Raw genomic sequence first — 26,085 nt, forward strand, 5'->3', positions numbered from 1 at the left:
TTAAGTAATTCTTAAGTGTTGTTGCATAACATGGCGTTGTTATTTTAAACGAGCCTAAATATGCACTCACTTAGCCCTACATCTACACAGCAAAAACCTAATCGTGGTAAACGGTTTTACATTCACTGTAGCGCCAATGCTTTTGTAATAATGATTGCCTGCTACTATTGCTTGGTTATAAATATTCCATTCATTCATGGCTCTTTTAGCGCCATTACTTCTTTAGCTTCTTTTTCGTGGCTATTTTTGTTTTCAGTACCGCTATTACTGCTCTGCCTGCTAATTATATTTTTTTCGATGGTGTCGGTTAGGTGGCTATTAAAACCCCTTAATTACTTTTTACTGGTTATTTCCAGTGCAGCACTTTACGGCACCTTAAATTATGGCGTGGTGTTTGATTATTCCATGATCCAAAACACCTTCGAAACTGATTCAAGTGAAGCCTTAAGCTATTTAAATCCGCAGCTTATTGGCTTTTTACTGCTGTTTTGTGCCTTGCCTGTTTTTGTTTTAAGTAAAATAAAAATACACTTTACCCGTCCTCACCAAGAAGTACTTAGCCGCATAAAGCTAGTAGTAGCATGTTTGGCGCTTATTGCATTGGTGGTTACAAACTTTTATGCCGACTATGCTGCAACGGGCCGCAATAACCGCATTTTGAAAAAAGAAATTATTCCATTTCAGTATCTCTCTAGCGGCTATAAATATATGCGCGATCAGCTGCTGTATACCGATATGGAATTTAAGAATATAGATGCAGCACCTAGCCTAATTGCGCCTAATACCAGCAGCGTAACCGTGATAGTGGTTGGTGAAACTGCACGAGCAGAAAACTTTGCTTATCAAGGTTATAAACGTAACACCAATCTTTACACCCAAAAACACGGCGTTACTTACTTTAATAATGTGGCGTCTTGCGGCACGGCTACAGCGGTATCTGTGCCCTGTATGTTCTCGTTGCAAACACAAACAAATTTTGACCGACTCGAAGCCGACAGCCAGCAAAACCTAATTGATTTGGCCCAGCACGCAGGCAGTGATGTACTCTGGGTTGATAACAACAGCGGTTGTAAAGACGTATGTACGCGAGTAGTTACTATCGACATACCTACAGAAAAATCCACCTTGTGTGATGGTAAGTACTGCTTTGATGAAGCGCTATTGGCTCCACTTAAACACAAACTGGCTAATTTAACCCAAGCTAATACCGTGATTGTGCTACATATGATGGGCTCACACGGGCCAACCTATTTTAAACGCTACCCTAAACAATTTAAGCAATTTACCCCAACTTGCGACAGAAGCGACATTCAAAACTGCTCTGCCGAACAACTAGTGAATACCTACGACAACACCATTGCGTACAGCGACTTTGTTAACGCCCAAGTAATTGAGCAATTAAAAGCGCTACCAAACAATATAGATAAACAATTTTTATATGTGTCAGATCATGGTGAATCACTTGGTGAGGGTGGTGCTTATTTACATGGTTTCCCGTATAGCTTTGCGCCTAGCACACAAACCCACGTACCACTTTATATGTGGGCTGATGAGCATAATCAGCGCATTACCAATACCTGCTTAGCTAATTTAGACACCAGTGCTGCACGCTCACACAACAATATTTTTCACACCCTTTTAAATTTAATTGGCATTAACAGCAAAACGTATCAGGCATCGCTTGATCTACTTGCTAGCTGCCAAACAACACCAAGCGAAGTACAACTATGAGCAATAAAACCGTTATAAAACGCCAAGGCTTAATGCGCCTTATTTTTACCTTAAGCCATTCTTTTAACGGCTTAAAATGGATGAGTCGATTTGAAGCTGCGTTTCAACAAGAGCTGGCACTATTTTCGTTACTTGGTGTGTTTGTGTGGCTACAAGAAATTGCACTAAGCGACAAATTACTGCTTATAGCCAGCCTGCTTTTTGTATTGTTTGCTGAGCTAGTAAATACAGCAGTTGAGGTTGTAGTTGATAGGATTGGCAGCGAATACCATGAGCTTTCGGGGCTAGCTAAAGATATAGCCTCTGCCAGTGTATTTGTAGCCATGTTAATTGCCGCACTTATTTGGTGGGCTGTGTTATGGGCTTAAAGCTAAATTTTATACCTAAAATAACGAGGTTAATATTTAAAGTAATACCTCAGGTAAAAAATACACTTGGACCGGTATGGATTTTTGTTGTATTTGCTGTTTTAGCCCTTAGCTTTTTAACACTTGCTCGCTTTAGTTTAAGTGTATGGCAAGGCGAACGTGTATTTGGATCGCATGCGTGGTTTTCTATATTTGTAGGTGGCTTAAGAGTTGATATAGCCACATTAAGCTACCTTATTATGCCCGCATTACTACTTACTTTACTTATGCAAAGCGTAGGTTGGCAAAATAAAGTACGCAGCCTAATTAAAATCTACTTAGTGGTTATATCTGCTTTACTCGTTTTTTTTGAAGTGATTACCCCTACGTTTATAAACGAGTATGACTTGCGCCCAAACCGCTTATTTATAGAGTATTTAATTTATCCTAAAGAAGTTTCAAAAATGATTTTTTCGGGCTATAAATTAGAAGTGCTTATTGCTATTGCAGCACTTATTTTAAGCTGCAAATTTGCAGGTAAAGTATTTAGCCATCAATGGCAAAGTAGGTCGTCACTAACAAGGTTAAATCAATCAATTTTAGCACTCGTTTTAGTGTGCTTAACTATTTTAGGTGCGCGTAATTCATTAGGGCACAGACCGCTTAACCCAGCCATGGTGTCATTTTCGACCGATCACTTACTTAACGACTTAACCCTTAACTCACTTTATAGCGTAGCGTTTGCGGTTAAGCAGCTCTCTAACGAGCAATCAAGCCAAGACTATTACGGAAAAATGCCAGCAGATGAACTGCTCAGCATTGTACGCAGTAATATGCAAAATACGCAGGCCTCATTTAGCGATTCAACCGCACCTACAAAAACGTTTCATACTGCAAGCAATACAGGTAAACCAAAAAATCTGGTGATTATTTTACAAGAAAGCTTAGGCGCACGTTACGTAGGCACACTTGGTGGTTTACCGCTTACACCTAATATTGACGCACTTTATCAGCAAGGTTGGGGGTTTGATAATTTATATGCCACTGGCACGCGCTCGGTTCGTGGTATTGAAGCGGTAATTACAGGCTTTACGCCCACACCTTCGCGTGCGGTTGTTAAACTTGATAAATCACAACGTGACTTTTTTACTATCGCTGACTTTTTAGCGAAGCAAAATTATAACACCCAATTTATTTATGGCGGCGAAAGCCACTTTGATAACATGCGAAGCTTCTTTTTAGGTAATGGCTTTAAAGATATTGTAGATACCAATAACTTTAATAAAATAGACTTTAATGGCTCGTGGGGCGCATCAGACGAAGACTTATACGACCAAGCTGATATTGAACTCACTAAACTTAAAAAACAAAATAAACCCTTTTTAAGTCTTATATTTTCCAGCTCCAACCATAGCCCGTATGAATTTCCTGACGATAAAATAACCCTGTACGACAAACAAAAACAAACCCGCAATAATGCGGCAAAATACGCTGACTACGCGCTAGGTACATTTATCGAAAAAGCTAAAAAGTCGAGCTACTGGGACGATACAGTATTTATTGTAATAGCCGATCACGACTCGCGTGTATCAGGTGCTAGCTTGGTGCCAATTGATCACTTTAGAATTCCGGCGGTTATTTTTGGTAAAGACATTGCCCATAAACGCGATAATCAACTAGCCAGCCAACTCGATATTCCCGTTACTTTGCTATCTTTAATTGGCGTAAGTGGCAAACACCCTATGATAGGTCATGATTTATCAAAACCAATTAACAACAAACAACGTGCAATGATGCAATACGACAAAAACTTTGCCTACATGCACGATAATAAAGTGGTGGTGCTACAACCGCAAAAACCAGCAACCACCTATACGTATAGTAATAATCAGCTTGTGCCATGTGAAAACGATGAGCAACTGATAAAAAAAGCCCTAGCCCATGCCAACCTAGGTAACTTAGCTTATACAAATGGTTGGTATCATTAACAAAGTGACTTGATAATAAAGCCTTGTTAAAGTAACAAGGCTATTTTTACAAATCGAGCAAAGATGAACATTCTCGTTATTGAAGACTCAGAAGCACTCAGGCGCAGCCTACAAGTTGGCCTTAGCAACCTTGGTTTTACCGTAGATGAAACCGGTGATGGCTCAGAAGGATTGAGCATGGCACTTAGTGGAAACTACGACTTGATATTACTTGATTTAATGCTACCCAGTGTTGATGGTATGAGTATTTTGCAAGCACTGCGCAGCAGTAATAGCCAAAGCCGTGTGCTTATTTTATCTGCTCGAAGTGAGCCTCAAGATAAAATAAATGGCCTTATGAAAGGGGCTGATGACTACTTAACTAAGCCGTTTTCGTTTGAAGAACTTCACGCTCGCGTGCTTGCGCTACTTCGCCGTGGTTCACTGCAAAACCAACAAAATACGCTTACTGTAGGTGACTGCGTATTAGATCTTTCGCTTAAAACACTTCACTACCAGCAACATGCTATTGAACTCACTCGCAATGAATACAAAATAATAGAATGCTTATTTAATGCCCCCGAGCGAGTATTAGGGCTGGAGCTTATAAGTGAAGCTGTGGTCGGTCAGTTCGATATGCTCTCTAAAAATGCGCTTGAAGCACATATATCAACCATACGTAAAAAAGTAAGACAGTTTGATGGCGAACTCCCTATAAAAAATAAACGTGGATTTGGTTATGTCGCAACAACAAAGTAAAAGTCACTCAATAAAACGTAAACTCGTGAATAATATTAGCGCGGTGATCTCCGTTATATTATTCACCATATTTTTAACTGTTGATTTAAGTGTTGATACTTGGGTGGAAGATCAGTTCAATCAGTCCCTTACTAATAAAGCCAATTACTTAAAAACCTTAGTAGAAGATGACAACGGTACAGTTGAGTTTGAATTTTCGGGTAAATTCATGTCGGAATACGAACAAGCCGACGCCAGTGAATTTTATCAATTATGGCATGGCAGCGAGGTGTTTGAGCGTTCTCAATCGTTACAGCTGTATAAAAACACTCAACTGCCTTTTTTAGAACTACCGATAAACGAATCTAAAATAATTGATTACGACCTACCTAACGAGCAAAGCGGCCGAGTACTTATAAGCCACTTTGTTGCTAAACAAGATATTAGAAATACCAACGCATCTGCCACTATTAACAGTATGACCCTAGCAATAGCAGCCCCAACGGCCGAGCTTAATAAAGTACTGATCATTATTGATGTAGTGTTTATTCTCACCTGTGTGATTGGTGTATTTGCCGTGCGCTACTTGGTTACACGCATTGTAAATAAAGGGCTGTTTCCGCTACATAGCCTAAACGAGCAAATAAAACGCCTTGATATTACAGGTGTGGCACAAACTATAGAAAGCGACTTTAAAGTTGAAGAGTTAGAGCCTATACGCAATGAGCTCAATAAATTCATTACTACTAATCAGCAGCTTTACAGTAATGAAAAACGCCTTACCAGCGATATAGCCCACGAGCTTAAAACTCCCATTGCAGAGCTAATAAGCTTATCTGAGGTCGCACTTAAATACCCAGATGACAAGCGTATTAGCGATACCTATACCAGTGACGTACTAAGTATTTCTGAACGTATGAAAACCATTGTAAACAACCTGCTCTTATTGCAGCGCTCAACTAGCAGCATAGAATTAAACGCGCAAACTATCGTTTTAAATAATTTGGTCAAGCAAACAATTAACGAGCTAACCTTTAAACACCCTAATATTGCCACCCGTATAAATAATACTATTGCAAATAATGTAACCATTATTGCTGACGAGTTTAGCCTTAATACTATTTTATGTAATTTAATAGATAACGCGTTATTTTATGGTTTAACGCAGCACAACATCGAATTAAGTGCTGTAAGTAATCCAAAATCCATTATTATTTCATTAAGTAATAAAGTGGCTACAGCATTGAGCGAACAACAATTACAAGCTATTTTCGACCCGCTTTATCAGCTAGATTCAGCTAGAACTAATAACCAGCGTCACGGTTTAGGATTATCTATTGTGCAAAGCTTATGTAACTTAAATGGCTTTACTATTACGGCTAGTAATACCGAAAACAATACGCTAACGTTTATATTAACGTTACCCACCGGGTAAATTTAGGTTAGTATTTGCACTACTTATTTTCGAGATTTTAAGGATAAACCATGAACGCTCTGCTCCGTATTAGCCACTTTTTTATTGTGGCGTTACTTATAACATTTAGCCTTAACAGCTATGCAGCTCCTGCGTTATACCAAATAGAAAAAAACGGAGTTAATTCCTATTTATTTGGCACTGTGCACGTAGGCGACGCCAGCATGCAAGGCCTGCCAAAAAATGTAACTGATGCAATTGATGCAAGCTCTCAAGTTATTGTAGAGGTAGATATAAGCAAACTAACGCCACTGCAAATGCAACAGCGCTCTATGCCATTTATGATGCTAGGCAACGGTAAAACATTACAAACTGAGCTCTCTGCAGAAAATTACAATAAACTTAAGGATTATTTTGCCAAAAAGTCGATTGATGTAGCTATGTTTAATGGCTTAAAGCCATGGGCAGTAATGGTAACTATGATGCAAATTGAGTTTCAAAATGCCGGTTATTCAGATAAAACAGGCATTGATAAGCAAGTACTCGCTTACGCCAAAAGTGAAGATATTAAAGTAGGGGAGCTGGAGACTCTTGAACAACAACTACAAATGTTTGATGGTATGGAATTATTAAGTAATGAAATGATTGCAGAAACCTTTGAGCAGCTTGCCGACATTAACACCTACTTTATTAAGCTAGTTGATGCTTGGAAAAATGGCGATATGCAAACTCTAACCAATTATTACAATACTAGTTTTGATGATAGTAATTACGGTGAAATTAGTGAGCAAGTAATGCTCATTAACCGCAACAATAACTGGATTAAACAACTAACACCGCGCTTAGTAAACGAGCAACTATTTATTGCTGTAGGCGCACTGCACTTACCTGAACAACACGGCTTACTTAAACAATTAAAAGATAAAGGCTTTAACGTTACTCGCCTGTAACCTTAGCTAATACTAACAACAATGTGAGCCTGCCAAATAGTGGCTCACATTATTCTTACGGCTTAAAATCTTCCATTTTTAAGTAATTCTCTATCCCTTTAATTTTATCCGCCGCATGATGGTTTACATAAATTACTGTGCTACTGCCTGCTGCACATATTTTTTCAATCAATAATAGTACTCGCTGTCGGTTTGCCTCATCTAACCCTAAACAGGGCTCGTCTAAAATAAGCAAGGTTGGGTGCTTAACCATAGCGCGAGCAATAAGTAATAACCGCTGATCGCCATACGATAACTGAGTAAACGAGGTATTATATTGCTCGTCCAAACCTATTAACGCGAGCCATTGTTTGCCAATATTAATTTGTGTGTCACTTGGGGTTTGATACAAACCTATACTGTCGTAAAAGCCAGAAATAATAGTATTTAATGCCGATATACTTACCCTATAATCCATGTGTAGCGCATTCGATATAAAGCCAATATGTTGCTTTATATCCCAAATACTCTCCCCTGTGCCGCGCTTAAAGCCAAACACTTCAATATTGTTGCTATAACACTGCGGATTATCGCCAGTAATTAAGTTTAATAAACAGGTTTTACCTGAGCCATTTTTACCACTTAGCTGCCAGTGCTGATGTTTATTAATAGTCCAATCAAGCCCTGTAAAAATACTCAAACCACTATAACTTACGCTTGCTTGGCTTAGCTTTACCAAAGTATTACCCGTAAACACTCCTTGAACTTGTGCGCTATCTCGCTCTGGAATATTCAGTTGGCTGTGCTCTAAGTGCAGTAACTTGAGTAAGTCGGCTATTTGCTCTGCATTTGGGTGTGCTAAAACATGCTGTAAACATCCTTGATTTACATAACCATAATGACTAATAAAAGAGGGGATTTCGTCTACACGATTCACTACAAACACAAAACTAATATACTCACTTAGCTGCGCCAAAATCATATTAAGCGCAGCACTCGACTCTACATCAAGCCCGTCAAAGGGCTCATCAAGCACCACTAAATTAGGACGCGAACTCAGCGCTTTAATTAATAATAACTTTCGCGTTTCTCCGGTTGAAAGCTCCCTAAAATGACGCTCTAGTAATTTTTCAAAGTCTAATATATTAATTAAACGCTGCGCCAACTCAGTATCATAATTGGCTGTACCCAGTAACAGCTCTTTCACTGAGCTTTGTTTGTCATTTTTTAGTTCTTTATTAATAAGCTGTTTTTGCGCATCAGATGAAACTAATTGCACAGTATCTATATTGCAACGGCGCTCACCACTACTGTGTTTAGCTTCGCCAGCTAACGCAGCAGTAATAGCCGACTTACCGGCACCATTAGCGCCAAGTAACAACCAATGCTCGCCTTGGTTAACCTGCCAACTTAGGTTATTAATATGATAGCGACTTTGCCCTTGGCTTAGTAAATAGCCACTAAATGCTTGAAGCTGAATTGACTGCACTGCTTACTCTTATTATTTATTCTACTTAATTTAAACTACCGCAAAGTTAAACTTCGAAGCAACCGCTATTTTCTGCGCTGTAAATTATTTCAAGTAATAAACAGCAAGCAATAAAAAGCCCAGCAACTTAGTGCTGGGCTTTCGTTTAGTTCATTAAAACTAGCGATTTTCTAAGCGATTATAGTCAAACATACCGTATTCAACACCACGATACTGCTTAGCAGCCTGATGTAAAATATCGCTGTACTGCCAAAATTGTGGATGAGTACGGCGAATACCAAACTTAGATTTTAACGCACGATAATCAGCTTCAATTTGCATCAGTGGTAACTGCTCTGCAAATGCTGCAACTTGCTGTTGATTATTTAAATACCAAATAGCACTTGGATAATCACCTATAAAACCAGGGACTAGAGTGACAGTATCTTCTTCAAAAGCTCGCTGACCATCTTCGTTAAGTAAGCTAGAAATATTGTAATGCGCGTTATGATGAATAATAGTATACGCTTTATGGCTATTATCTGTTTGTTTAACCAATACATAAGACACTGGTGGCAATAAGTTAATTGCCTTAACTGGCATAGTATTAACACTTGCTAATGGCTCTGGTACGCTAGTGTAATCGTAATGCTCGCTAAGTACGGGCGATAACGCCGTTTTAATTAAGCCATAAAGCTCATGTTGCGGATCATCCGTTTTATAAACTATTCCACTAGGCTGGCTAAACTCTTCGTTATTTTTAAAGAACTTAGATAAGCTAGGTGGTGACTTACGATACCAACTACTTTTAATTTGCTCTCGTTTATCTTCAGGTAATAGACCAAGAAAGTTACCCTCCCCCTCTAAACGTAAAAAATCCATATATAAACGAGTAACCAGTTGGTGCCCTACATTGCCGTACACATCAAATCCAGCAACTAATAAGTAATGAATGCGCTCAAATAAAGCATAATCAAGCACCCACATAGTTTTAGGCTCTTGACCAATTAAGCCTTTCACTACTGTGGCACTGTCTGAGTGACGAAACACAGTTAACGCTGCATTTTTATTAACACCATCACCTTTCCATAATAAATTAGTGGTTAAGTGATCGCCATTTTTAAACAGCTCATTAGCCAACTCAACTTTAGCTTTTAAGTAACGTTTTTCGCGCACCGAATATTTAATCCAGCTTTTAATCGCTAATGCGTTACTTTCTTCAGCGGCAGGTAGCTCAAGCGCATCTTCGTGCTGAATCAGCATCTCGCCTACAGCAGGAGTAGCCACTTTTTTAGGATCAGCAAATGCAACCCAAAAATGATCATTTATGACGTTAAGTGCAATTTGCCCACGACAAACCGGCCCTTTAATAAAGCCCATAATTATTAACTCAGCTTCATCAAGCATAAACTGATATTTTGAGTCGATTGGAATCACTTCATAGGTTTTAAAAGGATTAGAGGCAGCCTTTGGCTCATAGCTTGGCATGCTCGCTACCGTATATTCAGGCTCTATAAACTGCTGATATAAACGCGTTAGCTTTTCATCATTTAATTTAAGTGGCAAATGTGTTTTTGATAAAATAGTTGAGCGTTCATGCATCATTCTATAGTAAACACGTTCAACATTAGGATCATCATAAGGACGACGTGTGCTAATGAGTTTAATTTCTTCACCGGGTGGTGTACTTGAGCGCACTAATTTAAAAAAGGTTTGCGTGTTTTGTGGAGTGAAATAGATATTTGCCAAAAACCAATGCTCGTAAATATAACGCGCAGAAAGCTGATACTTTAAACTATCTTGATTTAAAAATGCTTCCCAACGCTTAATTTGCTGTAGCTCGAACGCTGTTGGTGGTGCAATATTGGCCATTTTGCCGCCATTTTTCAGCCAATTTTGTAAGTGCTTAAACTCCTCACGCGATACGCCTGGTAAACCGTAAGGCATTCCAGCATGCGGTTGATCATCCGCTAACCTATCAAACTCTCCCATAGTGGCACAGGTTTGCGAGCGACTTAACGAAAAATCAAACTCATCATCTAATACTTCATTAGCGGGTAGCGGAGCGCTTTGCTTTAACACTAAGCTATTAAATAACACACTGCCGGCTAAGTTTGCTTCTAAGCTTTGCTCGCGCTCATTTAACACTGGCGAAAAATTTTTATCTCGCCATTGCTGAGTATTGTCAGCGTCAAATAACAAACGGCTCGGTGTAGTGGCTGATAAACGCATGCCATCATAAACCAGCTCTTTACTTAAACCTCGGTCAATCCCTTCGGGAGATGAAAGCTTAAGCTGACATGGCGCATCGTAGCAGCCGTGGCAAACTACACAGCGGGTATCAAGCACGGGCTTTACATTTTGTAAAAAATCAGCCCCCTCAATTGTACTATGTGAAACCATACGATCTTGTGTTTGCTCAGGGCCAAATAAATCATTGTAATGAGCATTACCTAAATATGCACAACCACTTAAAATAATCAGTATTAGCGTACTTATTACAACTTTTCTCATCATTCGTCCTCATCGCCTAAATCAAACGTAGGCATCATATCCATTTGTGGAGAAACAAAAGTTTGTTGATCTGCTGTAATTAGTACTGCACTTAGTAATGGCCCGCGGGTTAAAGTTAATTGTGCATCATGCTGTTGCCCTGCAATACCTGCCAGCTCAGGATTAATTATAGTTAGCTGATAGCTCACAACACTAATTGCAATACTGCTATCTTCACTAGGGTTTTGACATAGTTGAGTCAGTAATTCGTCATCTAGTGGCAATGAAATTTCAAAGTCAGGCTGTTCTAAATCTCTGTCACTTAAAGTGTCATCAAAAAGAAATAAAGGAAGGGTTAAAGTGCTATCTTGTTCAAATTCCATTGTGCTGATCTCTCAATACGGCTATACAGGCTATTTATAAAACGATTATAGCAAATAATAAGATCAAAAATTAGCGAAAGTTATCAACAGTAACTACGACTACATGCTGTATTTAGTGATAAAAAAAGAATAACTACATTATCAATTCAATCATACTCACAAGTTAGGTTTAATCTCATTCGCAGTATTGATATTATTTGTAGCGTATTTATACCCAGATTTCACTTTCCTGCAGACGTAAAAAAGCCCGAATCGTTAGATTCGGGCTTTCTACAATTAGGAGCCTGGCAATGTCCTACTTTCACATAGCAAATGCTACACTATCATCGGCGCTGTTTCGTTTCACTACTGAGTTCGGCATGGGATCAGGTGGGTCCAAAACGCTATTGTTACCAAGCAAATTAGGACGTTAATTCGTATTACTACAAATTAACTGAATTTGGAAAATATCTGATAATATTTTTTAAGTCGTTCTTCAGTAATATCTACTTTAGTTATATTAACTTCTTGCTTGAACTGTCACATAAAACGCGTTTGGCGTTGTATGGTTAAGCCTCACGGGTAATTAGTACAAGTTAGCTTAATGCCTCACAGCACTTCCACATCTTGCCTATCAACGTTGTAGTCTCCAACGGCCCTTCAGAGAGCTTATAGCTCTAGTGAGAAATCATCTCGAGGCCTGCTTCGCGCTTAGATGCTTTCAGCGCTTATCAGTTCCGAACGTAGCTACCGGGCAATGCCATTGGCATGACAACCCGAACACCAGCGGTTCGTTCACTCCGGTCCTCTCGTACTAGGAGCAACCCCTCTCAATTCTCAAACGCCCACGGCAGATAGGGACCGAACTGTCTCACGACGTTCTAAACCCAGCTCGCGTACCACTTTAAATGGCGAACAGCCATACCCTTGGGACCGACTTCAGCCCCAGGATGTGATGAGCCGACATCGAGGTGCCAAACACCGCCGTCGATATGAACTCTTGGGCGGTATCAGCCTGTTATCCCCGGAGTACCTTTTATCCGTTGAGCGATGGCCCTTCCATTCAGAACCACCGGATCACTATGACCTACTTTCGTACCTGCTCGACGTGTCTGTCTCGCAGTTAAGCTGGCTTCTACCATTACACTAACCGTACGATGTCCGACCGTACTTAGCCAACCTTCGTGCTCCTCCGTTACTCTTTAGGAGGAGACCGCCCCAGTCAAACTACCCACCAGGCACTGTCCGTAACCCCGATTCAGGGGCCAACGTTAGAACATCAAAACTACAAGGGTGGTATTTCAAGGTTGACTCCACAACAACTAGCGTCGCTGCTTCAAAGTCTCCCACCTATCCTACACATGTAGGTTCAATGTTCAGTGCCAAGCTGTAGTAAAGGTTCACGGGGTCTTTCCGTCTAGCCGCGGGTACACAGCATCTTCACTGCGATTTCAATTTCACTGAGTCTCGGGTGGAGACAGCGTGGCCATGGTTACACCATTCGTGCAGGTCGGAACTTACCCGACAAGGAATTTCGCTACCTTAGGACCGTTATAGTTACGGCCGCCGTTTACCGGGGCTTCGATCAAGAGCTTCTCCCTAAGGATAACCCCATCAATTAACCTTCCGGCACCGGGCAGGTGTCACACCGTATACGTCATCTTGCGATTTTGCACAGTGCTGTGTTTTTAATAAACAGTCCCAGCCACCTGGTCACTGCGGCTCCCGTCCGCTTAGAGAGCAAGTCTCATCACAGATAGGAGCGTACCTTCTCCCGAAGTTACGGTACGATTTTGCCTAGTTCCTTCACCCGAGTTCTCTCAAGCGCCTTAGTATTCTCTACCTGACCACCTGTGTCGGTTTGGGGTACGATTCCATATAATCTGAAGCTTAGAGGCTTTTCCTGGAAGTATGGCATCAGCAACTTCATCACCTTAGTGACTCGTCTCGTGTCTCAGGTTTAATGTTCGTCCGGATTTACCTAAACAAACGCCCTACTCACTTTCACATGGACTACCAACGCCATGCTTGCTTAGCCTGCTCCGTCCCCCCATCGCAATTATATCGAGTACAGAAATATTAATCTGTTTCCCATCGACTACGCCTTTCGGCCTCGCCTTAGGGGTCGACTTACCCTACCCTGATTAACATGGGATAGGAACCCTTGGTCTTCCGGCGTGGGAGTTTTTCACTCCCATTATCGTTACTCATGTCAGCATTCGCACTTCTGATACCTCCAGCATACCTCCCGGTACACCTTCAACGGCTTACAGAACGCTCCCCTACCACTCATCCTAAGATGAATCCGCAGCTTCGGTGCATAGTTTAGCCCCGTTACATCTTCCGCGCAGACCGACTCGACCAGTGAGCTATTACGCTTTCTTTAAAGGATGGCTGCTTCTAAGCCAACCTCCTGGCTGTCTGGGCCTTTCCACATCGTTTCCCACTTAACTATGACTTTGGGACCTTAGCTGGCGGTCTGGGTTGTTTCCCTCTTCACGACGGACGTTAGCACCCGCCGTGTGTCTCCCGGATATTACTTTACGGTATTCGGAGTTTGCAAAGGGTTGGTAAGTCGGGATGACCCCCTAGCCTTAACAGTGCTCTACCCCCGTAAGTATTCGTCCGAGGCTCTACCTAAATAGATTTCGGGGAGAACCAGCTATCTCCCGGTTTGATTAGCCTTTCACTCCTAACCACAAGTCATCCCCTAACTTTTCAACGTTAGTGGGTTCGGTCCTCCAGTTGATGTTACTCAACCTTCAACCTGCTCATGGCTAGATCACCGGGTTTCGGGTCTATACCTTGCAACTATTCGCCCAGTTAAGACTCGGTTTCCCTACGGCTACCCTAATCGGTTAACCTCGCTACAAAATATAAGTCGCTGACCCATTATACAAAAGGTACGCAGTCACCCAACAAGTGGGCTCCTACTGCTTGTACGTACACGGTTTCAGGTTCTATTTCACTCCCCTCACAGGGGTTCTTTTCGCCTTTCCCTCACGGTACTGGTTCACTATCGGTCAGTTGGGAGTATTTAGCCTTAGATGATGGTCCACCTATATTCAGTCAAAGTTTCACGTGCTCCGACCTACTCGATTTCACTTAAAATGTCTTTTCATGTACGGGACTATCACCCTGTATCGTGGCGCTTTCCAGCAGCCTTCCATTAACACATAATAAGCTTAAGGGCTGTTCCGATTTCGCTCGCCGCTACTTTCGGAATCTCGGTTGATTTCTTTTCCTACGGGTACTTAGATGTTTCAGTTCTCCGCGTTCGCCTCGTTAACCTATGTATTCAGTTAACGATACCTGCAAGCAGGTGGGTTTCCCCATTCGGAAATCCTAGTCTCAAGTGCTTTTTACTAGCTTGACTAGGCTTATCGCAAGTTAATACGTCCTTCATCGCCTCCAACTGCCAAGGCATCCACCGTGTACGCTTAGTCACTTAACCATACAACCCAAACGGGTCTTTGTTGTGTGACAGTTTAACTTCGCCAGAAGTCAATATTGAATACTAAAGTAGATACCAATCAATCAACTCATAAGAGTTAACTAAATGGCACTGAATGGTACTGCTACCATTCTTTTTTTTACTTTTGAAAACTCTTGATAAATACAATGTATCTATCAGAATTTTATTATCAGCTTTTCCAAATTTTTAAAGAGCAAGAGAAATAAAAACTTCTCAAAATTAAACACACTTCATTCTCAGGTCGTTTATGACCCGATAAAGAATATTTATTTTTAAGAAGTAAAGTGGTGGAGCTAAGCAGGATCGAACTGCTGACCTCCTGCGTGCAAGGCAGGCGCTCTCCCAGCTGAGCTATAGCCCCACATATGCTGGTCTTACTGTTTGTATACCGACTTTGCTTCCAGGCAAGGCGTGGGAAATCGACGTTTAGTTTACTAAACGAGATATTCCATAACGATGTATGGGAGTAAAGTGGTGGGTCTGAGTAGATTTGAACTACCGACCTCACCCTTATCAGGGGTGCGCTCTAACCAGCTGAGCTACAGACCCAAACAATAAGTGTTGTTCTCTTTACAATTAACAATCATCTGTGTGGACACTACGAACAAATAAGTTCTAAATCGTATAAGGAGGTGATCCAGCCCCAGGTTCCCCTAGGGCTACCTTGTTACGACTTCACCCCAGTCATGAATCACTCCGTGGTAAACGTCCTCCCGAGGGTTAGACTATCTACTTCTGGAGCAACCCACTCCCATGGTGTGACGGGCGGTGTGTACAAGGCCCGGGAACGTATTCACCGCGTCATTCTGATACGCGATTACTAGCGATTCCGACTTCATGGAGTCGAGTTGCAGACTCCAATCCGGACTACGACGCACTTTAAGTGATTCGCTTACCTTCGCAGGTTCGCAGCACTCTGTATGCGCCATTGTAGCACGTGTGTAGCCCTACACGTAAGGGCCATGATGACTTGACGTCGTCCCCACCTTCCTCCGGTTTATCACCGGCAGTCTCCTTAGAGTTCTCAGCATTACCTGCTAGCAACTAAGGATAGGGGTTGCGCTCGTTGCGGGACTTAACCCAACATCTCACAACACGAGCTGACGACAGCCATGCAGCACCTGTATCAGAGTTCCCGAAGGCACCAAACCATCTCTGGTAAGTTCTCTGTATGTCAAGTGTAGGTAAGGTTCTTCGCGTTGCATCGAATTAAACCACATGCTCCACCGCTTGTGCGGGCCCCCGTCAATTCATTTGAGTTTTAACCTTGCGGCCGTACTCCCCAGGCGGTCTACTTAATGCGTTAGCTTTGAAAAACAGAACCGAGGCTCCGAGCTTCTAGTAGACATCGTTTACGGCGTGGACTACCGGGGTATCTAATCCCGTTTGCTCCCCACGCTTTCGTACATGAGCGTCAGTGTTGACCCAGGTGGCTGCCTTCGCCATCGGTATTCCTTCAGATCTCTACGCATTTCACCGCTACACCTGAAATTCTACCACCCTCTATCACACTCTAGTTTGCCAGTTCGAAATGCAGTTCCCAGGTTGAGCCCGGGGCTTTCACATCTCGCTTAACAAACCGCCTGCGTACGCTTTACGCCCAGTAATTCCGATTAACGCTCGCACCCTCCGTATTACCGCGGCTGCTGGCACGGAGTTAGCCGGTGCTTCTTCTGTCAGTAACGTCACACATGATGGGTATTAACCACCACGCTTTCCTCCTGACTGAAAGTGCTTTACAACCCGAAGGCCTTCTTCACACACGCGGCATGGCTGCATCAGGCTTGCGCCCATTGTGCAATATTCCCCACTGCTGCCTCCCGTAGGAGTCTGGGCCGTGTCTCAGTCCCAGTGTGGCTGATCATCCTCTCAAACCAGCTAGGGATCGTCGCCTTGGTGAGCCATTACCTCACCAACTAGCTAATCCCACTTGGGCCAATCTAAAGGCGAGAGCCGAAGCCCCCTTTGGTCCGTAGACATTATGCGGTATTAGCAGTCGTTTCCAACTGTTGTCCCCCACCTCAAGGCATGTTCCCAAGCATTACTCACCCGTCCGCCGCTCGTCAGCAAAGAAGCAAGCTTCTCTCTGTTACCGCTCGACTTGCATGTGTTAGGCCTGCCGCCAGCGTTCAATCTGAGCCATGATCAAACTCTTCAATTAAAAAGTTTTATGTCTTTCGACAGCTCAATGAATTCTGAATTTTTTGTTTTTGTTGCCAAAAACGAATTGACTGTGCGTTATTATTTTCACTTTTAAAAAAAGTAAAATCAAAACAGCTCAAGGCTGAATCTTTTAATAACATATGGTCACTCAGTTTCAATTGAGACTCTAATTTGTTTGCCTCGCTAATTACCCATAAAGAGTAAGCAGTTTGGCTGTTAGAACTCAATCTGTACGAGTGCCCACACAGATGATTGCTTTATATTGTTAAAGAACGTTTTGAGTCGCTTTAGCGTCTCAAGGGATGCGTATAATACATCCTTTATTTTTCGAGTCAACACTTTGTTTTAAACTTTCTTTCGACAATTTAAAACCGAAGTTTTATTTAACTCTCTAAGTAGTTCGTGCCTCGCTATGCGTTGGCGTTTCCCTTCTCAGTGGGGTCGCATTATAGGGAGATCCGAAAACAGATCAACTGTTTTTTAAAGAAAACTTGAAATAAACTGCTGTTCGCTGAGTATTTGAGCTAAACACGTTAAAAACACAACATAACTAGCAAACTATTAACAACTAAAGGTGTTTTTATACCTTCTCACTTTAAAAGTATGGTTAAACGATCTTTATATAAAGGCTAATGCCCCAGAGGATCACGACGATCGTCAATGCAAGTGTTACTGCAGCAGATCCCATATCTTTGGCTCTACCTGATAATACATGCCGCTCTGTGCTTACCCGATCGGTTAGGGCTTCAATTGCGGAGTTTAGTAATTCGACTATAAGCATAATCAGTAGCGAACTAACAAGTAGTGCCCAATGAAGTAATGACGATGCTAACCAAAATGATACTGGTAATAAAATAAGGCACAGGAGTAGCTCTTGTCTAAATGCAACTTCTTCTTTAAATGCTGCTTTAAAGCCAAGGTACGAGCAATAACTAGCTTTAAAAATACGCTTGAGACCGAGGCCATTTGGTTTTAATACATCTTTCATTAATAAACCCTATGAATGAAGGTCAAAATAAAGCCCCGCATTGCGAGGCTTTTATTTACGCTACACCGTATTGGTCGCGGTAAGCTTTAACTGAAGCTAAATGTTCGTCCATCGTACCTTGAGCTTCAAGGTAGCTAATAAGATCTGCTAATTTTACAATAGAGATTACTTTAGTATTAAAGTCGCGTTCAACTTCTTGAATCGCTGATAACTCGGCTTTACCTTTTTCTTGGCGATCTAATGCTATTAAAACGCCGCTTAGGTCTGCGCCATTCTCAGCAATTATTTCCATCGACTCACGAATAGCAGTGCCGGCGGTAATTACATCATCTACTAGCATGATTTTACCTTTAAGTTCAGAGCCTACTAATGTGCCACCCTCACCGTGTGCTTTTTTCTCTTTACGATTAAAACAATAAGGTACATCTTTATTGTAATGATCTGCTAAAGCAACAGCGGTTGTCGTTGCAATAGGAATACCTTTATAAGCAGGACCAAATAATACATCGTACTCAATGGCTGCGTCTTCTAATGCTGCAGCGTAAAAACGGCCTAAGCGTGCTAAATCACGCCCTGTATTAAATAAGCCAGCATTAAAAAAGTACGGGCTAGTGCGGCCCGACTTTAAAGTAAATTCACCAAACTTTAATACCTGTTTTTCTAAAGCGAATTCAATAAACTCTATTTGATAATCTTTCATGTACGGTGATCCTTTGCGTTTATGCTAATGCTTGTTTTTGTACGTCGATAATTTCACGAATAGAGTGCTTAGCTAATGTAAGTAACTCATCAAGTTCATCGAACGAAAACGGTTCACCTTCGGCTGTTCCTTGAATTTCGATAATTTTGCCGGTTTCGGTCAAAATTACATTCATATCGGTTTCTGCTGCTGAATCTTCTATGTACTCTAGATCGCTTATGGCTTGGCCTTTATAGATGCCTACCGAAATTGCTGCAATCATGTATTTAAGTGGGTTTGAATTAATCATCCCTTTAGCGCGCATATGCGTAAGTGCGTCAACTAATGCAACACAGGCACCACTAATAGATGCGGTACGTGTTCCGCCATCAGCTTGAATAACATCGCAATCAATAGTAATCGTGTTTTCGCCAAGTGCTTTTAAATCAACAGCAGCACGAAGTGCACGCGCAATTAAGCGTTGAATTTCCATAGTACGACCGCCCTGCTTTCCACGCGCCGCTTCACGGGCATTACGAGTGTGCGTTGCACGCGGTAACATACCGTATTCTGCATTGATCCAACCTTTACCTTGGCCTTTCATAAAACGAGGTACACCCGATTCAACTGTGGCAGTACAAAGCACCTTGGTATTACCAAACTCAACAAGTACTGAGCCTTCTGCATGCAAAGTATAATTACGTGTAAATGTAACAGGTCTAATTTGGTTAGCTGTTCTTTCGCTTGGACGCATTGACGATCCCCTTAATTCAGAATTTGCGACATTATAAGTGCATGTCGGTGTAGATGCCATGCTGATTGTAAAATATTCAGTCTATTAAATTTTCCCTAGAGCTTAAGCAGTGTTACGGTATAATCATTGTAATATTGTATTTATTAATTTTAGGAAACTATCCATGATCCACAGTATGACTGCTTACGCGCGTCGCGAAATAAAAGGCGATTGGGGCACCGGCACTTGGGAAGTTCGTTCAGTGAACCAGCGCTACCTTGAAACATTTATTCGTGCACCAGAGCAATTTCGTGGCATGGAGCCAGTAATTCGTGAGCGCTTACGTAAACATTTACAACGCGGTAAAGTTGAAGTTTTCTTAAAGTTTGTAGCAAACCCTGCGCATATTGGCGAGCTATCAATTAATGAAGCACTTGCAGAGCAGCTAATAAATAGTGCTAAGTGGGTACAACAACACAGTGATGGTGACATTAACCCAGTTGATATACTACGCTGGCCTGGTGTTATGGAAGCACAAGAGCTTGATATGGATAGTGTGAATACTGCTCTTATTGCAGGCTTTGACCAAGTAGTAGAAGATTTTAAATCTGCACGTGGTGATGAAGGTGAAAACCTACAAGAGATGATAGCTACTCGCCTGGAAGCTATTTTAGAGCAAGTAGAGATTGTAGAAACGCACATGCCTGAAATTGCCAAATGGCAGCGCGAAAAGTTAGCGCAAAAACTCGAAGACTTAACAGCTAATATTGACGAATCACGCCTTGAACAAGAGCTTATTTATTTAGCACAAAAGCAAGATGTGGCTGAAGAATTAGATCGCTTAAAGTCGCATGTTAAAGAAACCAAAAAAATTCTTACAAAAGGCGGAGCATGTGGTCGCCGTTTAGACTTTATGATGCAAGAGTTTAACCGCGAAGCAAACACATTAGCATCTAAGTCTATCAATAGTGACATTACTACTGCCGCTGTAGAGCTAAAAGTACTGATTGAACAAATGCGTGAGCAGATCCAGAATATTGAGTAATACTTTAACGTTCAAGCCTTAAACTTGAGCACTAAGAGTTAATTAAAGTACAATAGTGTTATTAAAGGCTTGGTTTATTCATAACCCAAGCCTATTTATTTTAGATAGAGAAAAACATGGCTCAAACTCGCGGAAACTTATTTATTTTATCGGCACCATCGGGGGCTGGTAAATCAAGCTTAATTAATGCGTTATTGAAAAAGCATACTGATATGAAGGTATCTGTATCACACACGACTCGCGCTAAACGCCCTGGTGAAGAAAATGGTGTGCATTACCATTTTGTATCAACCGATGAATTTAAAGCACTCATAACTAAAGATGACTTTTTTGAATGGGCGCAAGTGTTTGATAACTACTATGGCACATCAAAACAAGCTATTGAGTCGCAATTAGATGCTGGTATTGATGTGTTTTTAGATATTGATTGGCAAGGTGCGCAGCAAGTGCGTAAAATTATGCCTAGTGTACAAACTATTTTTATTTTACCGCCTTCAAAGGCAGAGCTAGAGCAACGTTTGAATAACCGCGGCCAAGACTCGCAAGAAATTATTGCTGGGCGTATGGCACAAGCGCAATCAGAAACATCACATTACAACGAATACGACTTTGTAATTGTTAATGATGACTTTGATACTGCACTAACCGACATAGAAACAATTGTTATGGCGCAGCGTTTAACATTAAAAATGCAAAGCGTTCGTCATCAAAGCTTACTAAATAGCTTACTTAAATAATGTAAGCTTTGCTTATATTGCTATTAAGCAAGTAAAACAGATAAAAATTAACCACTGGCTATTGGCGAAACAGGCTGCTTGCAGTAAACTACGCCTTTGCTTTTAAATTATTTTGGAGTGCTGAGATGGCCCGCGTAACAGTTGAAGATGCAGTAGATGCAATTGGTAATCGTTTTGACTTAATTTTAGTTGCGGCCCGTCGTGCCCGTCAAATTGCTGTTGGTGGTAAAAGACCACTAGTAGACCCTGAAAACGATAAGCCTACGGTAATTGCTTTACGTGAAATTGAATTAGGTTTGGTAGATAGCTCATCAATGGACGTTATTGATCGTGAAGAGCAACAACATCAAGAAGCAGCTGAACTAGCTGCTGTTGCTGCTATTGTTGGTGGCAACCAATAATCGACCTCCCGGTCTGATTTTAGCCAACGGCGCAGTATTTCTTCACTAGCCGTTGGCAATCCTGTCTTTTCATCGTATATTCTTAACTTACCGTTTCCTATTTGCTTCACAAGAACATTGGAGTGTGAATGTATCTTTTTGAAGGTCTTAAAAAGAAAATTTCAGAATACTTGCCAGCCGCCGACGTTGAGCTGGTGCAAAAAGCCTATGTGGTAGCCCGAGAGGCCCATGAAGGACAAACTCGTTCAAGTGGCGAGCCCTACATTACTCACCCTGTTGAAGTAAGCCAAATTCTTGCAAGTATGCATCTTGACCATGAAACACTTATGGCTGCGTTGATGCATGATGTTATTGAAGATACGAATTTTAGCCAGCAAGACTTAGCTGAAATTTTTGGTGATACTGTTGCTGAGTTAGTTGAAGGGGTAAGTAAGCTCGATAAACTTAGCTTTAAAGATAAAAAAGAATTCCAAGCTGAGAATTACCGCAAAATGATTATGGCAATGACCCAAGATATTCGGGTTATTTTAATCAAGCTTGCCGACCGTACGCACAATATGCGCACATTAGGCTCACTTCGCCCTGATAAGCGTCGCCGTATTGCCCGCGAAACATTAGAAATTTATGCACCAATTGCCAATCGTTTAGGTATTCATGATATTAAAAATGAGCTAGAAGATTTAGGTTTTCAGGCTTTATATCCGATGCGTCATCGTGCACTTAAATCTGAAGTTGCTAAAGCGCGAGGTAATCGCAAGGAAGTTATTTCTAACATTCAAAACGAAATAGAAATGCGTCTTGAGCAATCAGGAATAAAAGCAACTGTGTCTGGCCGCGAAAAGCATATTTATAGTATTTATAAAAAAATGCTTAATAAAGAGCTGTTATTTAATGAAGTAATGGATATTTATGCGTTTAGAATAGCGGTTGAATCTATGGATATCTGTTATCGCGTTTTAGGCGTAGCACATAACTTATATAAACCAATTGAAACACGCTTTAAAGATTATATTGCCGTGCCAAAAACCAATGGCTACCAGTCTTTACATACCTCTTTAGTGGGTCCCCATGGGATTCCGGTTGAAATTCAGATCCGTACCCATGACATGGATCATATGGCAGACAAAGGGGTTGCTGCACATTGGATGTATAAAAAAGCAAATGATGGTGGTGCTGGAAGTACTGCACAGCAACGTGCACGCCAGTGGATGCAAAGCTTGTTAGAGTTACAGCAAAGCGCTGGCTCGTCGTTTGAATTTGTTGAAAACGTAAAAACTGAATTATTCCCTGAAGAAATTTACGTATTTACACCCGATGGTCGTATTATTGAGCTACCTATGGGGGCAACAGCGGTCGATTTTGCTTATGCAGTACATACTGACGTGGGCCATACTTGTGTTGGCGCACGTGTTAATCGCAAACCTTACCCGTTAAGTAAACCAATTGATACAGGGCAAACGATAGAAATAATTACTAGCTCTGGTGCTCACCCTAATGCAACTTGGCTAAACTTTATTGTTACAGGTAAAGCGCGCTTAGGGGTTCGTAATTACCTTAAAAGTCAGCATCACGAAGAAGCACTCCTTTTAGGCCGACGTTTACTCGACTCTGCATTGGGTGAAAGTAAACTCGACAGCATTGCCCAAGAAAATATCGACAGAGTACTTAAAGAGCATGAGCTCACTACAGTACAGGCACTATTAGTTGAGATTGGTTCTGGCAATTTAATGAGTATGCTAATTGCAAAACGCTTATTGCAAAACGAGGATAGTGATGTAGCCAATATTGCCAAGCAAGCTAAGGCAACCATTATTGGTACTGAAGGCATGCTGGTTAACTACTCTAAATGCTGCCGCCCTGTTCCTGGTGATGCTATTACTGCCCACATAAGCCAAGGTAAAGGACTAACAGTTCATCGCCAAGAATGTAAAAACATTCGTGGGTGGGAAAATGATCGCTCTAAATACTTAGTGGTTAAATGGGATGACAACCCTGAAAAAGAATATATTGCGGCTTTACGTGTTGAAATTATTAACCACCAAGGTGCACTCGCTAAGTTAACTAATGTGGTTGCAACAACACAAGCTAATATTGTAGAAATTGCCACCGATGAAAAAGAAAGTAATTTATACGTGATAGATTTAGGGATTACCGTTAAAAACCGTATCCATGTTGCTAATATTATGCGCCGCATTCGTGTGATGCCTGATGTGCAAAAAGTCTATCGTAAAAAGTAAAATAGGAAACACATGAATAAAGCATTTATCTCTACCGACAAAGCACCTGCTGCAATTGGCACTTATAGCCAAGCAGTTAAAGTAGGCACTGCTGTTTATTTATCTGGTCAAATACCCTTAGTACCTGAGACGATGGAAGTCATATCAGAAGACTTTGCGCAGCAAACACACCAAGTATTTAAAAATATTGCTGCGGTATGTGAAGAAGCCGGTGGTCAAATTCAAGACTTAGTAAAAGTGAATATTTACCTTACCGACTTATCTAACTTTGCAATAGTTAACGAAGTAATGAGCCAATACTTTAAAAAACCATATCCTGCCCGTGCAGCCATTGGTGTAAGAGCTTTGCCTAAAAATGTACAAGTTGAAATTGATGGAATTATGGAGTTACCTTCAACTAACTAACTTACTCTAAGAGCTATAGCCAAAACTATAGCTCTTATTTTGCTACTTCCTGCGCATTATTATCCTCAATTCTTGACTCAAAAGTAAATTTCTAGCACTCTATTATTCTGTCACATAAACAAACTTAACTTTGATAGTAAAAAGGATTAACTAGTGTTTAAGCTTGCTCATAATGGAAATGTGTTACTTGATATCGGTAAGCACTCGCCTCCTTCTGCCGCTTTTATAATTGAAGCACTTGAAGAATCGAATTTTTGTGATTGTAAAATAGATTATGACTCTATTAATAACTTTTTTAAAAGTAAAAACCCTGAGCCTATTTTAGTAGTAGCAACTAAGCACGATGCAACATTAAGCGTGACTATTAGTGATGACAAAATGCTCGCTATTGGCGAATTAACACTGGCTCAAGGCGGTAATGCTCTTAGTTTAGATGATGCAAAAATGCAGCTGGTAAAAGCGCGAGTAGCAAGAGGCTATAAACAAGCTTTTTTAGAAAAACTCCTGCAAAAACAATTTGAAATGCCTGCCGGAAGCTCAACTAAAGGTATTTTGGCTAAAGGTAGATTACCTATTGATGGCCAAGATACTAAATTTAATACTTTAGTAAAAACACTTAAAGATCGTCTAAAAACACCAAAACTAAAAGACGATGGCAGTGTTGATATGCGCGACTTTGGTAAATTAGCCAGTGTAAGCCCAGGCGAAACACTTATTCGCCAGCAACCAGCCACGCCAGGTAAAGAAGGGTTTAATGTACTTGGCGACTTACTCCCAGCTAAATCAGGCGAGATACTTTCTTTAGTTTCTGGTGAAGGCACTGAAATATCAAAATCTAACCCACTTGAACTTGTCTCTACTATTGCTGGTGTACCGGTTGAAATAAATAATGGCATGCGTGTTGATGATATTTTTACCATATCGGAAGTTACAGTAAAAAGTGGTCATATTGATTTTAATGGCAGTGTTATTGTTAGTGGCAACATTGAGCCAGGTATGCGAGTAAAGGCTAAAGGTGATATTACTATTTTTGGTACTGTTGAGTCTGCACAGTTAACAGCCGATGGTAACATTACCGTAAAACAAGGCATTATTGGCTATTATAAACCTGAAGATAAATCACTCTCTTGCACACTCAACTGTAAAGGTGACATCTATATTTCACACGCACAATATAGCTACCTTGAAGCAACTAATATAATCATTGAACGCCAAGCAAGTCACTGCTCAATAAAGGCTGTTAATGTACTGCAGGTTGGTCAAGCAGAGCCCCCCAAGGGTAGGATATTTGGCGGAGAAGTGCTCAATGCAACAACCCTTATTGCTGGGGAAATAGGCAATGAGTCGGGGGCAAAAATGGTCATTAACTTAGCTGCATCAGGGGCCGAAATTACTGCTGATACCGATAATTGCTTTCAAGACTTGGCAAATACCGATAAACAACTTGATACCTTACAAGCCGCATTAGAAAAAGCCGATTTACTTAAGGATATAGAAAAAAAGAATATACTTATTGGAAAAATTGGCGCAACTCAACAGCATTACTGCCAACAAGCCGAGCAGTTAGAAAAGCGTTTATCAAATTTAGAAAATAATTTACATGATTTATTGAATAATGCCAATTTAGCAGTTAACAGTGTTTTACATTCAGGGGTAGTGATACATATTTTTGATAAAGTACTCAAAACAACGCGCACTTATCCTCCGTGTAGTGTAAAGCTACAAAATAATAAAATTGAGGTAGAATTTAAAACACATTAAAAATGAGTGCTT

At 41.0% G+C, this 26,085-nt stretch carries 18 protein-coding genes, 2 tRNA genes and 3 rRNA genes; 12 read left to right on the forward strand and 11 right to left on the reverse strand.

Annotated features, from left to right (window positions below; all coding sequences use genetic code 11):
* Positions 1-60 precede the first annotated feature (60 nt).
* From PTRA_RS14425 to PTRA_RS14450, 6 genes are all read left to right on the forward strand, one after another.
* Entirely contained in the window at positions 61-1,731 is a 1,671-nt protein-coding gene (locus PTRA_RS14425) for a phosphoethanolamine transferase (RefSeq protein WP_058374306.1), read from the forward strand.
* Positions 1,728-2,099, forward strand: coding sequence for a diacylglycerol kinase (locus PTRA_RS14430; protein WP_058374307.1), 372 nt, complete (start codon positions 1,728-1,730; stop codon positions 2,097-2,099). Before PTRA_RS14425 ends, PTRA_RS14430 begins: the two co-directional genes overlap by 4 nt.
* Complete coding sequence (locus tag PTRA_RS14435) at positions 2,090-4,066, forward strand: LTA synthase family protein (RefSeq protein ID WP_058374308.1); 1,977 nt, start codon at positions 2,090-2,092, stop codon at positions 4,064-4,066. The genes PTRA_RS14430 and PTRA_RS14435 overlap by 10 nt, the downstream gene beginning before the upstream one ends.
* Positions 4,067-4,129: 63 nt before the next feature.
* Positions 4,130-4,804 (forward strand): response regulator transcription factor, encoded by a 675-nt coding sequence (locus PTRA_RS14440; RefSeq protein WP_058374309.1) that lies wholly within the window; start codon positions 4,130-4,132, stop codon positions 4,802-4,804.
* Positions 4,785-6,218 (forward strand): sensor histidine kinase, encoded by a 1,434-nt coding sequence (locus PTRA_RS14445; protein WP_058374310.1) that lies wholly within the window; start codon positions 4,785-4,787, stop codon positions 6,216-6,218. Before PTRA_RS14440 ends, PTRA_RS14445 begins: the two co-directional genes overlap by 20 nt.
* A gap of 50 nt (positions 6,219-6,268) precedes the next feature.
* Positions 6,269-7,147, forward strand: a complete 879-nt coding sequence (locus PTRA_RS14450) for a TraB/GumN family protein (RefSeq protein ID WP_058374311.1) — start codon at positions 6,269-6,271, stop codon at positions 7,145-7,147.
* A 55-nt stretch (positions 7,148-7,202) separates the two neighbouring features.
* Here the strand turns inward: PTRA_RS14450 and PTRA_RS14455 are convergent, their stop codons facing one another.
* From PTRA_RS14455 to rph, 11 genes are all read right to left on the reverse strand, one after another.
* Positions 7,203-8,615 (reverse strand): ATP-binding cassette domain-containing protein, encoded by a 1,413-nt coding sequence (locus PTRA_RS14455; RefSeq protein WP_058374312.1) that lies wholly within the window; start codon positions 8,613-8,615, stop codon positions 7,203-7,205.
* A gap of 159 nt (positions 8,616-8,774) precedes the next feature.
* Complete coding sequence (locus PTRA_RS14460) at positions 8,775-11,108, reverse strand: fatty acid cis/trans isomerase (protein ID WP_058374313.1); 2,334 nt, start codon at positions 11,106-11,108, stop codon at positions 8,775-8,777.
* On the reverse strand, positions 11,108-11,470 hold the full coding sequence (locus tag PTRA_RS14465) for a hypothetical protein (protein WP_058374314.1): 363 nt from the start codon (positions 11,468-11,470) through the stop codon (positions 11,108-11,110). Before PTRA_RS14465 ends, PTRA_RS14460 begins: the two co-directional genes overlap by 1 nt.
* A 282-nt stretch (positions 11,471-11,752) precedes the next feature.
* A 5S ribosomal RNA gene (rrf, locus tag PTRA_RS14470) occupies positions 11,753-11,867 on the reverse strand.
* 147 nt (positions 11,868-12,014) lie between these two features.
* Positions 12,015-14,903: ribosomal RNA gene (locus PTRA_RS14475) — 23S ribosomal RNA — on the reverse strand.
* A 306-nt stretch (positions 14,904-15,209) separates the two neighbouring features.
* Positions 15,210-15,285, reverse strand: a tRNA-Ala gene (locus tag PTRA_RS14480).
* Between the two features lie 111 nt (positions 15,286-15,396).
* Positions 15,397-15,473, reverse strand: a tRNA-Ile gene (locus tag PTRA_RS14485).
* Between the two features lie 76 nt (positions 15,474-15,549).
* A 16S ribosomal RNA gene (locus PTRA_RS14490) occupies positions 15,550-17,085 on the reverse strand.
* Together the 16S, 23S and 5S rRNA genes with 2 tRNA genes alongside form the textbook arrangement of a ribosomal RNA operon.
* 609 nt (positions 17,086-17,694) lie before the next feature.
* Positions 17,695-18,075, reverse strand: coding sequence for a diacylglycerol kinase (locus PTRA_RS14500; protein ID WP_058374315.1), 381 nt, complete (start codon positions 18,073-18,075; stop codon positions 17,695-17,697).
* A gap of 55 nt (positions 18,076-18,130) precedes the next feature.
* Positions 18,131-18,775 (reverse strand): orotate phosphoribosyltransferase, encoded by a 645-nt coding sequence (gene pyrE / locus PTRA_RS14505; RefSeq protein ID WP_058374316.1) that lies wholly within the window; start codon positions 18,773-18,775, stop codon positions 18,131-18,133.
* Positions 18,776-18,794: 19 nt separating this feature from the next.
* Positions 18,795-19,508 (reverse strand): ribonuclease PH, encoded by a 714-nt coding sequence (gene rph, locus PTRA_RS14510; RefSeq protein WP_011329426.1) that lies wholly within the window; start codon positions 19,506-19,508, stop codon positions 18,795-18,797.
* A gap of 163 nt (positions 19,509-19,671) precedes the next feature.
* Between rph and PTRA_RS14515 the strand changes: the two genes are divergently transcribed.
* From PTRA_RS14515 to PTRA_RS14540, 6 genes are all read left to right on the forward strand, one after another.
* A complete protein-coding gene (locus PTRA_RS14515; protein WP_058374317.1) occupies positions 19,672-20,532 on the forward strand; it encodes a YicC/YloC family endoribonuclease in 861 nt (286 codons plus the stop codon).
* Between the two features lie 116 nt (positions 20,533-20,648).
* Positions 20,649-21,269 (forward strand): guanylate kinase, encoded by a 621-nt coding sequence (gene gmk, locus PTRA_RS14520; protein WP_011329428.1) that lies wholly within the window; start codon positions 20,649-20,651, stop codon positions 21,267-21,269.
* Between the two features lie 125 nt (positions 21,270-21,394).
* On the forward strand, positions 21,395-21,670 hold the full coding sequence (gene rpoZ / locus PTRA_RS14525) for a DNA-directed RNA polymerase subunit omega (RefSeq protein WP_011329429.1): 276 nt from the start codon (positions 21,395-21,397) through the stop codon (positions 21,668-21,670).
* Between the two features lie 128 nt (positions 21,671-21,798).
* Positions 21,799-23,907, forward strand: coding sequence for a bifunctional GTP diphosphokinase/guanosine-3',5'-bis pyrophosphate 3'-pyrophosphohydrolase (spoT, locus tag PTRA_RS14530; protein ID WP_058374318.1), 2,109 nt, complete (start codon positions 21,799-21,801; stop codon positions 23,905-23,907).
* A gap of 12 nt (positions 23,908-23,919) precedes the next feature.
* On the forward strand, positions 23,920-24,312 hold the full coding sequence (locus tag PTRA_RS14535; RefSeq protein WP_011329431.1) for a RidA family protein: 393 nt from the start codon (positions 23,920-23,922) through the stop codon (positions 24,310-24,312).
* Positions 24,313-24,465: 153 nt separating this feature from the next.
* The gene (locus tag PTRA_RS14540) at positions 24,466-26,073 is read left to right on the forward strand and encodes a DUF342 domain-containing protein (RefSeq protein ID WP_058374319.1); all 1,608 of its coding nucleotides are present in this window, start codon (positions 24,466-24,468) and stop codon (positions 26,071-26,073) included.
* The last annotated feature ends 12 nt before the right edge of the window (positions 26,074-26,085 follow it).

The sequence above is a fragment of the Pseudoalteromonas translucida KMM 520 genome (assembly GCF_001465295.1).
Lineage (GTDB): Bacteria > Pseudomonadota > Gammaproteobacteria > Enterobacterales > Alteromonadaceae > Pseudoalteromonas > Pseudoalteromonas translucida.

Bases quoted from the DNA above. Each gene is read 5' to 3' on its own strand.
- PTRA_RS14425 (WP_058374306.1), top strand. From the start codon at position 61: ATGCACTCACTTAGCCCTACATCTACACAGCAAAAACCTAATCGTGGT.
- PTRA_RS14430 (WP_058374307.1), top strand. From the start codon at position 1,728: ATGAGCAATAAAACCGTTATAAAACGCCAAGGCTTAATGCGCCTTATT.
- PTRA_RS14435 (WP_058374308.1), top strand. From the start codon at position 2,090: ATGGGCTTAAAGCTAAATTTTATACCTAAAATAACGAGGTTAATATTT.
- PTRA_RS14440 (WP_058374309.1), top strand. From the start codon at position 4,130: ATGAACATTCTCGTTATTGAAGACTCAGAAGCACTCAGGCGCAGCCTA.
- PTRA_RS14445 (WP_058374310.1), top strand. From the start codon at position 4,785: ATGTCGCAACAACAAAGTAAAAGTCACTCAATAAAACGTAAACTCGTG.
- PTRA_RS14450 (WP_058374311.1), top strand. From the start codon at position 6,269: ATGAACGCTCTGCTCCGTATTAGCCACTTTTTTATTGTGGCGTTACTT.
- PTRA_RS14460 (WP_058374313.1), bottom strand. From the start codon at position 11,108: ATGAGAAAAGTTGTAATAAGTACGCTAATACTGATTATTTTAAGTGGT.
- PTRA_RS14465 (WP_058374314.1), bottom strand. From the start codon at position 11,470: ATGGAATTTGAACAAGATAGCACTTTAACCCTTCCTTTATTTCTTTTT.
- PTRA_RS14500 (WP_058374315.1), bottom strand. From the start codon at position 18,075: ATGAAAGATGTATTAAAACCAAATGGCCTCGGTCTCAAGCGTATTTTT.
- pyrE (WP_058374316.1), bottom strand. From the start codon at position 18,775: ATGAAAGATTATCAAATAGAGTTTATTGAATTCGCTTTAGAAAAACAG.
- rph (WP_011329426.1), bottom strand. From the start codon at position 19,508: ATGCGTCCAAGCGAAAGAACAGCTAACCAAATTAGACCTGTTACATTT.
- PTRA_RS14515 (WP_058374317.1), top strand. From the start codon at position 19,672: ATGATCCACAGTATGACTGCTTACGCGCGTCGCGAAATAAAAGGCGAT.
- gmk (WP_011329428.1), top strand. From the start codon at position 20,649: ATGGCTCAAACTCGCGGAAACTTATTTATTTTATCGGCACCATCGGGG.
- rpoZ (WP_011329429.1), top strand. From the start codon at position 21,395: ATGGCCCGCGTAACAGTTGAAGATGCAGTAGATGCAATTGGTAATCGT.
- spoT (WP_058374318.1), top strand. From the start codon at position 21,799: ATGTATCTTTTTGAAGGTCTTAAAAAGAAAATTTCAGAATACTTGCCA.
- PTRA_RS14535 (WP_011329431.1), top strand. From the start codon at position 23,920: ATGAATAAAGCATTTATCTCTACCGACAAAGCACCTGCTGCAATTGGC.